Source organism: Luteimonas sp. A501, from assembly GCF_054052085.1.
In genome coordinates this window covers 824,093-836,556 of the sequence record NZ_JBSVRI010000001.1, presented here as the reverse complement: position 1 = coordinate 836,556, position 12,464 = coordinate 824,093, and the positions used below count along the sequence as shown (strand labels likewise).

At 70.3% G+C, this 12,464-nt stretch carries 15 protein-coding genes; 3 read left to right on the top strand and 12 right to left on the bottom strand.

Translation table 11 applies throughout. From position 1 onward, the window contains the following. The first annotated feature begins 5 nt into the window (after positions 1–5). On the top strand, positions 6–629 hold the full coding sequence (locus ACW7G5_RS03825; protein WP_457001960.1) for a DUF937 domain-containing protein: 624 nt from the start codon (positions 6–8) through the stop codon (positions 627–629). A gap of 109 nt (positions 630–738) precedes the next feature. Then, positions 739–2,271, top strand: coding sequence for a catalase (locus ACW7G5_RS03820; RefSeq protein ID WP_457001958.1), 1,533 nt, complete (start codon positions 739–741; stop codon positions 2,269–2,271). Between the two features lie 63 nt (positions 2,272–2,334). Here ACW7G5_RS03820 and ACW7G5_RS03815 read toward each other — a convergent pair whose 3' ends face one another. Next, positions 2,335–2,751, bottom strand: coding sequence for an RNA-binding S4 domain-containing protein (locus ACW7G5_RS03815; RefSeq protein WP_457001956.1), 417 nt, complete (start codon positions 2,749–2,751; stop codon positions 2,335–2,337). Between the two features lie 49 nt (positions 2,752–2,800). Here ACW7G5_RS03815 and ACW7G5_RS03810 point away from each other — a divergent pair, with 49 nt between their 5' ends. Further along, a complete protein-coding gene (locus ACW7G5_RS03810; protein WP_457001954.1) occupies positions 2,801–4,321 on the top strand; it encodes an MATE family efflux transporter in 1,521 nt (506 codons plus the stop codon). A gap of 58 nt (positions 4,322–4,379) precedes the next feature. Here the strand turns inward: ACW7G5_RS03810 and rplS are convergent, their stop codons facing one another. The 11 genes from rplS to moaCB form a co-directional block, all read right to left on the bottom strand. Next, entirely contained in the window at positions 4,380–4,811 is a 432-nt protein-coding gene (rplS, locus tag ACW7G5_RS03805; RefSeq protein WP_457001952.1) for a 50S ribosomal protein L19, read from the bottom strand. 135 nt (positions 4,812–4,946) lie between these two features. Beyond that, positions 4,947–5,744, bottom strand: a complete 798-nt coding sequence (gene trmD, locus ACW7G5_RS03800; RefSeq protein ID WP_457002859.1) for a tRNA (guanosine(37)-N1)-methyltransferase TrmD — start codon at positions 5,742–5,744, stop codon at positions 4,947–4,949. A 56-nt stretch (positions 5,745–5,800) separates the two neighbouring features. Next, positions 5,801–6,313: a ribosome maturation factor RimM gene (gene rimM / locus ACW7G5_RS03795; RefSeq protein WP_457001950.1), complete on the bottom strand. Its 513-nt coding sequence runs from the start codon at positions 6,311–6,313 to the stop codon at positions 5,801–5,803. Between the two features lie 37 nt (positions 6,314–6,350). After that, on the bottom strand, positions 6,351–6,614 hold the full coding sequence (gene rpsP / locus ACW7G5_RS03790) for a 30S ribosomal protein S16 (RefSeq protein WP_457001948.1): 264 nt from the start codon (positions 6,612–6,614) through the stop codon (positions 6,351–6,353). A gap of 97 nt (positions 6,615–6,711) precedes the next feature. After that, a complete protein-coding gene (locus ACW7G5_RS03785) occupies positions 6,712–7,512 on the bottom strand; it encodes an aminotransferase class IV (protein WP_457001946.1) in 801 nt (266 codons plus the stop codon). Positions 7,513–7,565: 53 nt separating this feature from the next. Then, the gene (gene ffh / locus ACW7G5_RS03780; protein WP_457001944.1) at positions 7,566–8,933 is read right to left on the bottom strand and encodes a signal recognition particle protein; all 1,368 of its coding nucleotides are present in this window, start codon (positions 8,931–8,933) and stop codon (positions 7,566–7,568) included. An 88-nt stretch (positions 8,934–9,021) separates the two neighbouring features. Then, positions 9,022–9,387: a hypothetical protein gene (locus tag ACW7G5_RS03775; protein ID WP_457001942.1), complete on the bottom strand. Its 366-nt coding sequence runs from the start codon at positions 9,385–9,387 to the stop codon at positions 9,022–9,024. Then, complete coding sequence (locus ACW7G5_RS03770) at positions 9,384–9,914, bottom strand: molybdenum cofactor biosynthesis protein MoaE (protein ID WP_457001940.1); 531 nt, start codon at positions 9,912–9,914, stop codon at positions 9,384–9,386. Before ACW7G5_RS03770 ends, ACW7G5_RS03775 begins: the two co-directional genes overlap by 4 nt. A 2-nt stretch (positions 9,915–9,916) precedes the next feature. After that, on the bottom strand, positions 9,917–10,177 hold the full coding sequence (locus ACW7G5_RS03765) for a MoaD/ThiS family protein (protein WP_457001938.1): 261 nt from the start codon (positions 10,175–10,177) through the stop codon (positions 9,917–9,919). Continuing rightward, the gene (locus ACW7G5_RS03760) at positions 10,174–11,436 is read right to left on the bottom strand and encodes a molybdopterin molybdotransferase MoeA (RefSeq protein ID WP_457001936.1); all 1,263 of its coding nucleotides are present in this window, start codon (positions 11,434–11,436) and stop codon (positions 10,174–10,176) included. Before ACW7G5_RS03760 ends, ACW7G5_RS03765 begins: the two co-directional genes overlap by 4 nt. After that, positions 11,433–12,458 carry a bifunctional molybdenum cofactor biosynthesis protein MoaC/MoaB gene (gene moaCB / locus ACW7G5_RS03755; protein ID WP_457001934.1) on the bottom strand — a complete coding sequence of 342 codons (1,026 nt, stop codon included), beginning with the start codon at positions 12,456–12,458 and terminating at the stop codon, positions 11,433–11,435. Before moaCB ends, ACW7G5_RS03760 begins: the two co-directional genes overlap by 4 nt. Between the last annotated feature and the right edge of the window lie 6 nt (positions 12,459–12,464).

The following is a 12,464-nucleotide window of genomic DNA, read 5'->3' as shown; positions in this document are numbered from 1 at the left end:
CGAACATGGCCAATCTCACCGACGATCTTCTTTCACAGCTCCAGGGCGCGCCTGCACAGCAGGTTGCACAGCAGCTGGGTGTCGCACCGGCGCAGGCGTCCGACGCGATCCGCGCGGCGCTGCCGCTCCTGATGGGCGCACTCGGCAAGAATGCCAGCCAGCCGCAGGGCGCGCAGGCGCTGTACGGCGCGCTGCAGAAGGACCATGCCGGCCTGGACCTGGCCGGCGTGATGGGCGCAGTGCTGGGCGGAGGCAGCAGCGCCGGTGCGGGCGCCAGCCAGGGCGGCGCGATCCTCGGCCACATCTTCGGCGGCAACCAGCCGCGTGCCGAAGCCGGCGTGGCGCAGGCCACCGGGCTGGGCCAGGGCCAGGCCGGGCAGCTGATGAAGATCCTGGCGCCGATCGTGATGGCCTACCTCGCCAAACAGATGTTCCAACAGCGCCAGTCCGGGGCCAGCGGTGACGACGCCGACGCGCTGAGCGGCATCCTCGGCCAGGAACAGCGCGCCATTCGCGAACAGCGCGGCGCAGGCGGCCTGCTCGGTGCCGTGCTCGACCAGGACGGCGATGGCCAGCTCGGCATCGGCGACCTGATGAAGATCGGCGGCGGGCTGTTCGGCAAGAAGTGATCCGCCGCAATAGTCATGGGCTATCAATCAATGGCGTTGAATCGATTTCATATTCCAATCATCCGGCCTTAGAGTCAGGGCCGACCACCACGGCATTGGGAGCCAGCGCATGAACAAGCCCTCCGACGACGGGAAGAAATGCCCCGTCACCCATCTCACCACCGATTTCGGCGCCCCGGTTCCGGACAACCAGAACAGTCTCACCGCCGGCCCGCGCGGCCCGCTGCTGTCGCAGGACGTCTGGCTGCACGAGAAGCTGGGCAATTTCGTGCGCGAAGTGATTCCGGAGCGGCGCATGCACGCCAAGGGCTCCGGCGCCTTCGGCACCTTCACCGTCACCCATGACATCAGCAGGTACACCCGGGCGAAGATCTTCGAGGCCGTCGGCAAGACGACCGAGATGTTCGCCCGCTTCACCACCGTCGCCGGCGAGCGTGGCGCGGCGGACGCCGAGCGCGACATTCGCGGCTTCGCGCTGAAGTTCTACACCGAGGAAGGCAACTGGGACATGGTGGGCAACAACACCCCCGTGTTCTTCATCCGCGATCCGCGCAAGTTCCCGGACCTCAACAAGGTGGTGAAGCGCGACCCGCGCACCAACCTGCGTTCGGCCACCAACAACTGGGACTGGTGGACGCTGCTGCCCGAGGCGCTGCACCAGGTCACGATCGTCATGAGCGACCGCGGCATCCCCGCCACCTATCGCCACATGCACGGCTTCGGCTCGCATACCTACAGCTTCTGGAACGAGGCCGGCGAGCGCTTCTGGGTGAAGTTCCACTTCCGCACGCAGCAGGGCATCAAGAACCTGAGCGATGCCGAGGCCGTGGACATCATCGGCAATGATCGCGAGAGCCACCAGCGCGACCTGTACGACGCGATCGAGCGCGGCGAATTCCCGAAATGGACGCTGTACATCCAGGTCATGCCGGAAGCCGAGGCGGAGAAGGTGCCCTACCACCCCTTCGACCTGACCAAGGTCTGGCCCAAGGGTGACTACCCGCTGATCGAGGTCGGCGAGTTCGAGCTCAACAGGAATCCGGAGAACTTCTTCGCCGACGTCGAGCAGAGCGCCTTCGCGCCCAGCAACCTGGTGCCCGGCATCAGCGCGTCGCCGGACAAGATGCTGCAGTCGCGCCTGTTCAACTACGCCGACGCGCAGCGCTATCGGCTGGGCACCAACTACCAGCAGATCCCGGTCAACGCCGCGCGCTGCCCGGTCAACAGCAATCATCGTGACGGCATCGGCCGGGTCGACGGCAACTACGGCAGCCGGCTGCACTACGAGCCCAACAGCTTCAACCAGTGGCAGGAGCAGCCGCAGTTCCGCGAGCCGCCGCTGCAGATCACCGGCGACGCCGACTGGTGGGACTTCCGCGACGACGACGCCAATTACTACAAGCAGCCCGGCGACCTGTTCCGGCTGATGACGCCGGACAAGCAGCAGCTGCTGTTCGACAACACCGCCCGCGCGATGGGCGATGCGCCGGACTTCATCAAGCAGCGCCACGTCGACAACTGCACGAAGGCTGATCCTGCCTACGGCGCGGGCGTGGAGGCGGCATTGCGCAAGCTTGGCGCGTTTGCCGGCACCACCTCGCCCAACAGCCTGGGTGAGCAGGAGCCGCGCTCGGAGAGCTGATCTCCCGTTCCGACGCAGCCGAACGAAGGCCGCGGCTCCCTTGGGGCCGCGGCCTTTTCCATGTCAGCTGGCGTCGATGTCGCCCAGGGCACGGATCAGGCGGCGCGCACGCTTGTCGGGGCGGTGCTCCGGCGCGCGATAGCCGTCATGCGCCGCGCGCCGGGCCAATGCGGCCTCTTCGCGCGCCTGACGGGAGGCGTCGGACTCGCGGTACAGGAGGCGCGCGACCGGTGCCGGGCCGCGGTCGTCCGACAGGGCAAGCACCTCGACGTCGAACACGTCCTCGCCACGTGCCACCCGCAGCGCGTCCCCCACCCGCACCGCACGCGAGGGCTTCGGCCGCTGGCCGCCGACCTCGACCTTGCCGTTGTCCACGGCCTGCTTCGCCAGCGTGCGCGTCCGGAAGAAGCGCGCAGCCCACAGCCAGATATCGATGCGTACGCCGGCCGTCGCAGCGGGCGCGTGGTCCTGTGCAGTCATGCCCTGATTCTAACGCCGGCCTCGACATCGCTTCTGGCACGATGTGCCAATGGCAAAACCTTCGACGCGCGACCTCACCGCGGGCGCCATCGCCCCTACCCTGCTGGTCTTCGCGCTGCCGATCCTGGCCGGCAACGTGCTGCAGTCGCTCAACGGCTCGGTGAATGCGGTCTGGGTCGGGCGCTTCCTCGGCGAAGAGGCCCTGGTCGCCACGGCCAACGCCAACAACATCATGTTCTTCCTGCTCGGCTCGGTGTTCGGCATCGGCATGGCCGCGACCATCCTGGTCGCGCAGGCGATCGGCGCGCACGACCCGGTCCGGGCACGGCGCGTCATCGGCACCAGCGCGAGTTTCTTCGGTGCGCTGTCGCTGCTGGTGGCCGCCGCCGGGCTGCCCTTGGCGCGCCACATCCTGGACTGGATGGGCACGCCGGAGGCGTCACTGCTGCTGGCCGAGGCCTACCTCAGGATCATCTTCCTGGCGGTGCCCTTCATGTACATGTTCGCCTTCCTCACCGCGGTGCTGCGCGGTGCCGGCGACACCCGCACGCCGTTCGTGTTCCTGGCCGTGGTGGTGGTCGTGGACATCGTGGTCAACCCGGTGCTGATCTTCGGCCTGGGCCCGTTCCCGCGGATGGGCATCGCGGGTTCCGCCGGCGCCACCCTGGTGGCGAACGCCTGCAGCCTGACGGCGATGCTGGCCTGGCTGCGCTGGCGCCGGCACCCGCTGTGGATCCCGCGCGCGGAAGTGCGCGCCTACCTGCCCGACCCGGCCATCGTGCGCGCGCTGGTGGTCAAGGGCGTGCCCATGGGACTGCAGATGATCCTGGTATCGCTGGCGATGCTGGTGATGATCAGCATGGTCAACAGCTACGGCGTGGATACCGCATCGGCCTATGGCGCCACCCTGCAGCTGTGGACCTACGTGCAGATGCCGGCGATGGCGATGGGCGCGGCATGCACTTCGATGGCGGCGCAGAACGTCGGCGCCGGGCGCTGGGACCGGGTCGGCGGCACCATGGGTGCCGGCGTCGCCTTCAACTTCCTGCTGACCGGCGCGCTGATCGCACCGCTGCTGCTGTTCGGCCCGCGGATCCTGTCGCTGTTCCTGCCCCCGGGCAGCCCGGCGATCGAGGCCGGGCAGCACATCAACCTGATCGCGATCTGGTCGTTCCTGTTCTTCGGCGTGACCTTCGTGGTCTCGGGCGTGGTGCGCTCCACGGGCGCGGTGGTGCCGCCGCTGCTGATCCTAGTGGTCGCGCTGTGGGGCATCCGCGTGCCCTTCGCCAACCTGCTGCAGCCGGCGCTGGGGGCGGATGCGATCTGGCTGAGCTTCCCGGTGAGCGCGCTGTGCGCGATGGTGATGTCGCTGGCGTACTACCGCTGGGGTCGCTGGCGCGAGGCGCGGATGCTGGCAGGCGACGGCGACACGGATGCGGTCGCGATCCCCGCCGAGATACCGGCACAGCCGCCGGCACCGGTGGCCGACTCCTGCCCGCGCATGGCACCGCGGACGTACGCGGCCGCCATGCCGGCAGGCGTGCCCGTGGCTGCGCCGGCAGCGGATTGATCGCGGAAACGCGAACGGCCGCCCGAAGGCGGCCGTCCGGTGGAGCGCGTGGCCGGGCTTACTCGGCCGACGCTGCCTCGCTGGCTGCAGCGGCTTCGGCGGCGGCCTTCGCACGCGCCTTGGCGTTGCCGGCCAGGTCTTCCTTGATACGCGCCTTGCGGCCTTCGAGCTCGCGCAGGTAGTACAGCTTGCCCGCGCGCACCGCGCCGCGGCGCTTGACCTCGACCGAATCGATGGCCGCGCTGTGGGTCTGGAACACGCGCTCGACGCCGAAGCCGTGCGAGATCTTGCGAACGGTGAACGCGGAATTCAGGCCGGCGTTCTTCTTCGCGATCACCACGCCTTCGTAGGCCTGGACGCGCTCGCGCGCACCCTCCTTCACCTTGACGTTGACGATCACGGTGTCGCCGGGACCGAAGACGGGGAATTCGCGCGTGACCTGCTCGGTCTCGAAGTTCTGCAGCAGCGTATTGAGTGAGGGCTTGTTCATGGTCGTGATTGCCTGTGCCTGTTGGTAGTGCCCTGTGGGCTGTTATAGCGCGAGTGCACGTGGACCCGCGTCTTGGCGTGGTTACAGCTAGCCGCGCATTGTAGCGTGGTTTCCTGCTTGTCTGCCAGCGGCGTGTTACCCGGCCGGGCGCGGGACGCTGCCGGCGGGAGCCAGGCCGGATTCGGCCAGCCATTCGTCGAGCAGGCGACGGTCGGCCCGGGACAGCGCGCCGGGGTCGATCAGGTCCGGGCGGCGCAGCCAGGTCCGACCCAGCGCCTGCTGGCGGCGCCAGGTCGCGATCGCGGCGTGGTTGCCGGAGAGCAGCACCGGCGGCACGGCCCCCAGCGGATGCTCCACCGGCCGTGTGTAGTGCGGGCAATCGAGCAGCAGCGGCCCCCCGCCCCCGTTTGCCGCGGGTTCGAAGCTGTCCTGGGCGGCCGACTCCGCATCATTCAGGGCCCCGGGCAGCAGGCGGGCCACGGCATCGACCACCACCGCCGCGGCCAGTTCGCCGCCGGACAGCACGTAATCGCCGATCGACAGCTCCTCGTCGACCTCGGCCGCGAGCAGGCGCTCGTCCACGCCTTCGTAGCGCCCGCACAACAGCACGAGGCGCGGCAGCGCGGCCAAGCCGCGAACCTTTGCCTGGTCCAGCGGCCGCCCCTGCGGACTCATGTAGATCACGTGCGCAGGCGCCGGGTCGGCGGCGCGCGCGGCGGCCAGCGCGGCGCGCAGCGGGTCGATCAGCATCACCATGCCCGGCCCGCCGCCGAAGGGGCGGTCGTCGACGCGGCGGTAATTGCCTTCGGCATGCTCGCGCGGATTCCAGCCGTGCAGCGACAGCAGGCCGCGCTCCGCCGCGCGCCCGACCACGCCGTGGCCGGCCACCTGGGCGACGAAGTCCGGGAACAGGCTGATGACGTCGATGCGCATCGGATCGCGCGTGTTGGCGTCGACGTCGATGGCGTCGATGGCGCCCGCGGCCATGCCTAGAACTCCGGGTCCCAGTCGACCGTGACCAGGCCGGCCTCGAAATCGACCGAGACGATGTAATCGGGAGTCACGAAGGGAATCATCCGCTCGCGATCACCCACCGCCACCAGCACGTCGTTGGCGCCGGTGGAGAACAGGTGCGACACGGTGCCGAAGTCGGCGCCTTCGACATTGGCCACGCGCAGGCCTTCCAGGTCGACCCAGTAGTATTCGCCGGGCGCCGGTGGCGGCAGCGCCGCGCGCGGGACCCGGACTTCGCTGCCGCGCATCGCCTCGGCGGCGTCGCGGTCTTCGATGCCCGGCAGCGTCACGACCAGGCCTTTGGGACTTTCGCGGCCCTGCGCGCCCGACAGCTCACGCTCGCGGCCCTGCGCATCGCGCAGGATCCAGGGCTGGTAGCGAAGGATCGCGCGTGCCGGCTCGGTGAACGATTCCAGCTTCAGTTCGCCACGCACGCCGAAGGCGCCGTGGACCCTGCCCAGCAGGATGCGGCGCCCGGTGGTGTCCATGAAGGATGTGGCCGCGCGCGAACGCGCGGCCCGGCCATCAGGCGGCGGGAGCCGCCGCGGTGCTGGTCGCTTCCTTGTACAGGTTGCGGACCTTGTCGCTGACCTGCGCACCCTGCGAGACCCAATGGTCCACGCGGGCGGTGTCGAGCACCACGCGCTGTTCGGCGCCCTGCGCGACCGGGTTGTAGTAACCCACGCGCTCGATGTTGCGACCGTCGCGCGCGCTGCGCGAGTCGGTGACGATGATGTGGTAGAAGGGGCGCTTCTTGGCGCCACCGCGGGTAAGGCGGATCTTGACCATGGTGCGTTCTCTGTGTTGCCCAGTCGCCAGGATGGCGAGGTAAGCCGGGAATTGTAGCGCAGGCGGCCGCCCCGCGCGACACCCCTCCGCCGCCGATTCAGAAGGACGTCCAGTCCCACTCCGCGAGCAGCGCCCTCAGCCGGGCGGTGAAGCCGGCATCGCCCGGCAACCGCTGCCCGTCGATCGACGCGATCTCCTGGATCCCCCGCGAATTGAGCGCTACCGCCGCGCGCTGCCGGTCGATCCCGTCCAGCATCACCGTCACCCGCTGCTCCGCGACCCCGGTCCCGGCCATCGCCATGCGCAGCATCATGACCGTGGTGCCGGGCAGCGCGGGGGCGAGCGGCCAGGTCAGGACCTGGCCATCCCAGAAGGCGATGTTCCAGAACGTGCCTTCGGCGATACGCCCGTCTTCGGCGACCAGCAGCGCATCATCGAAGCCGGCTGCGATGGCCGCATTGCGCGCGTCCAACTGCGGGCCGATGGCGAGATGCTTCACGCCTGGCCGCGCACGCAGCCCGCGATGGCTGCGCAGGCGAAGCGGGGCCACCGGGACCAGGCGCGGCGGACCGATCCCGACATCGACGCGCTGCGTGGCGGGAATCCCGCCTTCGTAGTCCGGCGAATCGAACTCCAAGGGCGGACCGAACACATCGTCGCCACCTGTATCCGGCGGCACCGGGCGCACCTGTACCCGGAGCGTGCAGTCCCTGCCCGCCTCGCCTGCGTTGGCCAGGCGGCGACGTATCAGCGCGCGCACCTCGGCCTTGCGCGGCCCGCCGCCGTACATCTCCCGGGACGCGTTGCGCAGCCGCAGGAGGTGGAGGTCCCTGCCCTGCACCAGGCCGTTGCGGACCTGGAGGGTGGTGAAGTGCCCGGCGGCCAAGGGATCGCTCACCGCCGGCGCAGCACCAGCGAAGGCAGGCTCGCCGCCCATGCGATGGTCCGCGCTCAGCGGAACGGCATCCCGCCGCGCCCGCCCATCATTCCCTGCAGGCCGCGCATCATGCCCTTCATGCCGCCGCGGCCCAGCTTGCCCATCATCTTTTCCATCTGCTGGTACTGCTTCATCAGCTTGTTGACGTCGGCCGGCGTGACGCCGGAGCCGGCGGCGATGCGCTTGCGGCGCGAGCCGTTGAGCAGCGCCGGGTTGCGGCGCTCCTTCTTGGTCATCGAGCCGATGATCGCGACCATGCGTGGCACTTCCTTGCCGGTGACCTGGTTCTTCACCGAATCGGGGATCTGGCCCATGCCCGGCAGCTTGTCCATCAGGCCGTGGATGCCGCCCATGCCCTGCATCTGCTCGAGCTGGTCGCGCATGTCGTTGAGGTCGAATTTCTTGCCCTTGGCGACCTTCTCGGCGAGCTTCTGCGCCTTGTCCTTGTCGACCTGGCCTTCCACCTGCTCGACCAGCGACAGCACGTCGCCCATGTCGAGGATGCGGCTGGCGATGCGGTCCGGGTGGAACACGTCCAGGCCGTCGACCTTCTCGCTGGTGCCGATGAACTTGATCGGGCGACCGGTGATGTAACGCACGCTGAGCGCCGCGCCGCCGCGGGCGTCGCCGTCGGTCTTGGTCAGCACCACGCCGGTGAGCGGCAACGCGTCGCTGAAGGCCTTGGCGGTGTTGGCCGCGTCCTGGCCGGTCATGGCGTCGACCACGAACAGGGTCTCGACCGGCTTGACCGCGGCGTGCAGCTCCTTGATCTCGGCCATCATCGCCTCATCGATGGCGAGGCGGCCGGCGGTGTCGACCAGCAGCACGTCGATGAACGACTTGCGCGCATCGGCAATCGCCGCGCGGACGATGTCGGCAGGCTTCTGCGAGACGTCCGAGGGGAAGAAGCGCACGTCGACCTGCTTGGCCAGCGTCTCCAGCTGGGCGATGGCGGCGGGACGGTAGACGTCGGCGCTGACCACCATCACCTTCTTCTTCCGCTTCTCCTTCAGGAGCTTGGCGAGCTTGCCGACGGTGGTGGTCTTGCCCGCGCCCTGCAGGCCGGCCATCAGCACGACCGCCGGCGCCGGCACGTTGAGGTTGAGGTCGGACGCGGCCGCGCCCATGACCGACGTCAGCTCGTCGCGCACGACCTTGATCAGGGCCTGGCCGGGGGTCAGTGACTTCAGTACCTCCTGGCCGACCGCGCGCACCTTGATGCGTTCGATCAGGGCCTGGACCACGGGCAGCGCGACGTCGGCCTCGAGGAGTGCGATGCGCACTTCGCGCGTGGCCTCGCGGATGTTCTCCTCGGTCAGGCGACCGCGACCGCGCAGGCGCTCCATGGTGCCGGAGAGTCGCTGGGTGAGGGATTCGAACATGGGGACGCCTGGCAGGGAGCTGTGGACCCCCAAGTATAGCTTTCAGCCGGGGATCCCTTCCCGGCCCGCCGGGCAATCGCGGCGGCCGTCACTCGGGGCGCGGCGTCCTGCGGCGCTGCGGTGGACCGCGGCGGCGGACGCTGTCGCGGACGTCGACTTCGAAGGCGAGCTTCAGCGCTGCTCCGCCGCCAGGCAGCTCGAACTCCAGGGCATCGCGGCATGGCAGCCGGGCAACGTAGCCGCGGACTTCGGCGTCGGGAAGGCTGAAGGTCCACGCCCCTCCATCGGCGTCGAAGCGCGCAGCGCCGCCAACCAGCAGCCGCAGCCGCTGGCAGGCGATGGCGCCGGGCGCCGCCTGCGTCTCGTTCACCAGCTCTTTGCCAGCCAGCAGCCGCGCCAGCTCTTCCTCGTCGATGCGCAGGCGCAGCGATTGGCCCTGGAGCTGGACTTTCATCGCCCCGTGGCGGACGGGAGCGACGCGCCTCCTTCGAACGTCGAAGCCGCGCCAGCCGGACGGTCATCGGCGGCTTCATCGACGCCGCACAGCGAGCAGCCCTCGCTCCACACGCTGTCACCGTCCCCGTAGTGCTCCTGCTTCCAGATCGGACTGGTGTGCTTCACCTTCTCGATCAGCTCGCGGCAGGCGCGGAAGGCCTCGTCGCGGTGCGGGGTACCCGCGGCCACCACCACCGCCAGGTCGCCCACGCCGAGGCGCCCCTTGGCGTGCGCGACGTACAGCCGGACCTTCGGCCCTAAGCGGGTATCGATATCCTCGGCGATGGCCCGGAAGCCATTCAGCGCCAACGGCTCGAACATGTCGTAGCTGACGCCGGTGACCACGCGGCCGTGGTTGAGGTCGCGCACGCGGCCGATGAACATCGCCATGCCGCCGAAGCCGGGGTCGGACACGAACTCCAGCGCCGCCGCGGGATCCAGCGGGCCGTCGGCGATGTCGGTCACCGCGCAGTGGAAGCGCTCCATGCTCAACCTCCGCTCACCGGCGGCAGCACGGCCATCGCGACGCCGGGGACCAGGGCCTCGGCATCGCGCATCACCGAGCTCTCGCTCGCGAAGGCCGACGCCTTCAGCAGTTCCGGCCGGAACGCCGGCCAGTGTTCGCGTGCGTGCTGCTCCAGGGCCTCGCGCAGGTCGGACACGCGCGCGCCCTCGGGAACCTCCAGCTCGACCTGCGCCGCGGGATCATGCGCCCGGAACGCACCAAACAGGCTCAGCTGCACTTTCACTCCGGCACCTCTCCGATCAGCGGGGCCTCGAGATGCCCCAGGCCATGGACCTCCACCATCTCGCCCGCCTCAAGCGCCATCGACTCCGGCGGCACCACGATCCAGGCGTTGGCCGCAAGCAGCGGCAGCACCTTGAATGACTCCTGGCCCTCCAGCACGCGGGCACGCAGGCCGCCGTCGACGAGCTCGACCCGCCCCTTGAGGTGGAAGCGCAGCGCCGCGCGCTTGCGGTAGGCGGTGGCCAGCGGCATGCGCAGGGGGCGCTCGGCCGCCATGCCGGCCATCGCGCGCAGGGCGGGCTCGGCAAAGAAGCGCAGGCCCACCGCGCTCGACACCGGATTCCCGGGCAGGCCGAAGAACAGCGCGCCGCCGGCCAGCCGCGCGAACAGCAGCGGCCTGCCCGGGCGGATCGCGACCTTGTGGAACCGGATGCCGGCGCCGATGCCGCGCAGCGCGTCGGGCACGAAGTCGTGGCGGCCCATCGACACCGCGCCGGTGCTCAACACCACGTCGGCACCTGCGACCAGCGCGCGCTCGAGCGCAGCCAGGAACATGTCCGGCTCGTCGCCGACGGTTTCACGCAGCACGACGTCCGCGCCCGCGGCGGCCGCGCGTGCGGCCAGGAACGGCCCGTTGCTGTTGCGGATCTCGCCCGAGGCCAGCGGGCGCGCCGGGTCGTCGACCAGCTCGCGGCCGGTGTTGATCACCGCTACCCGCGGGCGCCGCCGCACCGCCACCGCGGTGACGCCGAGCGAGGCAAGCACCATCAGTTCGGCCGCGCCGATGCGGCTGCCGGCGGGCACGGCCGGCGCGCCACTGAGGATGTCCTCGCCGCGCAGGCGCACGTTGTCGCCGCGCGGCACGTCGGTGGCCAGCCGGATGCGTCGCGGCCGCCCGTCACCGTCGTGCCCGAGGATCTCCACGCGCTCGACCGGCACCACGCTGTCCAGCCCCTCGGGCATGCGTGCGCCGGTCATGATTTCCCAGGCGCCCCCACCGGCCGCGGCGGCTTCGTCGCCAGCCACCTGCGCGCCGCAGACGTCGAACTCGCGGCCCGCGGCCAGTACCTTGTCCGCGGCACGCAGCGCGAAGCCGTCCATCGCCGAGTTGTCGAAAGGCGGCAGGTCCGCTTCGCTCGCCACGGCCTCGGCCAGCACCTGGCCCAGCGCGTCCTGCGGGGCGCGCCGCTCGATCGCAAGCGGCGCCGCTTCGCGCAGGACCATCGCCAGCGCATCGTCGTACGCGAGCGCCCCGCTCACGGATGCCCCCCGCCATCGACCATGGCCAGCGCGTGCGCGAGCAGCGGCGCCAGGATGTCGATGCCCTGCTGCGCCGCGCGCCGGCTGCCGGGCAGCGCGAACACCAGCATGCCGCCGACCTGCACCACGTCGGCCCGGCTGAGCCAGGCCAGCGGGGTGTGCTTCGCGCTTTCGCTGCGGAACATTTCGGCCAGGCCATCGACACTGCGGTCGGCCACCGAGCGCAGCGCCTCGGGCGTGCGGTCTCCGGGGCCAAGGCCGGTGCCTCCGGTGGTCAGGCAGATGCGCACGCCCTCGCCGGCGAGTGCCCGCAGCCTTCCGGCCAGCGGCTCGATGCCGTCGGGCAGCACCTCGGCGCCGGCCACGTGCGCGCCGAGGCGGCGCAGGCCATCGACCAGCAGCGGGCCGGACAGGTCCTCGTATTCGCCGCGGCTGGCGCGGTCGCTGAGCGTCAGCACCGCGCACAGGACGCCATCCAGGCGGGCAAGGTCGCGCGGCCGGTAGTGCGCGTGCTCGCCTTCATCCATGCCGTCGGGATGCAGCCACAGGCCGCTCTTGCCGCCCTCCTTGAACAGCAGCCGGATGCCGTCGATGCCGAGCGCCGGCTCCACCGGTTTGGTCAGGTCGTACAGCGTCAGCAGCGCCGCGTTCACCCCTGCCAGCGCTTCCATCTCAACGCCGGTGCGGGCTTCGGTGGCGCACTCGCAGTACACGCGGATGGCATTGCGCGCCGGCACCGGCACGCAGCGCACCTGCACCAGCTCCAGCGGCAGCGGGTGGCACAGCGGCATCAGCGCCGAGGCCATCTTCGCGCCCTGCAGGCCGGCCACTTCGGCCATCACCAGCGCGTCGCCCTTGGGCAGGCGGCGTTCGACGATCATCGGGAAGGCGGCCGCGCCGGCCATCAGTTCGCCTACCGCGACCGCGCGCCGGCGCGTGGGCCGCTTGTTGCGGATGTCGGCCATGTGGAAGGCCGCGGGTTCATTGGTCACGCGCTGTCCGCCCATGCGTTGGTCCGTCATTGCGCC

Coding starts and splice junctions, on each gene's coding strand:
- ACW7G5_RS03825 (WP_457001960.1), top strand. CDS start 6: ATGGCCAATCTCACCGACGATCTTCTTTCACAGCTCCAGGGCGCGCCT.
- ACW7G5_RS03820 (WP_457001958.1), top strand. CDS start 739: ATGAACAAGCCCTCCGACGACGGGAAGAAATGCCCCGTCACCCATCTC.
- ACW7G5_RS03815 (WP_457001956.1), bottom strand. CDS start 2,751: ATGACTGCACAGGACCACGCGCCCGCTGCGACGGCCGGCGTACGCATC.
- ACW7G5_RS03810 (WP_457001954.1), top strand. CDS start 2,801: ATGGCAAAACCTTCGACGCGCGACCTCACCGCGGGCGCCATCGCCCCT.
- rplS (WP_457001952.1), bottom strand. CDS start 4,811: ATGAACAAGCCCTCACTCAATACGCTGCTGCAGAACTTCGAGACCGAG.
- trmD (WP_457002859.1), bottom strand. CDS start 5,744: ATGCGCATCGACGTCATCAGCCTGTTCCCGGACTTCGTCGCCCAGGTG.
- rimM (WP_457001950.1), bottom strand. CDS start 6,313: ATGGACACCACCGGGCGCCGCATCCTGCTGGGCAGGGTCCACGGCGCC.
- rpsP (WP_457001948.1), bottom strand. CDS start 6,614: ATGGTCAAGATCCGCCTTACCCGCGGTGGCGCCAAGAAGCGCCCCTTC.
- ffh (WP_457001944.1), bottom strand. CDS start 8,933: ATGTTCGAATCCCTCACCCAGCGACTCTCCGGCACCATGGAGCGCCTG.
- ACW7G5_RS03775 (WP_457001942.1), bottom strand. CDS start 9,387: ATGAAAGTCCAGCTCCAGGGCCAATCGCTGCGCCTGCGCATCGACGAG.
- ACW7G5_RS03770 (WP_457001940.1), bottom strand. CDS start 9,914: ATGGAGCGCTTCCACTGCGCGGTGACCGACATCGCCGACGGCCCGCTG.
- moaCB (WP_457001934.1), bottom strand. CDS start 12,458: ATGACGGACCAACGCATGGGCGGACAGCGCGTGACCAATGAACCCGCG.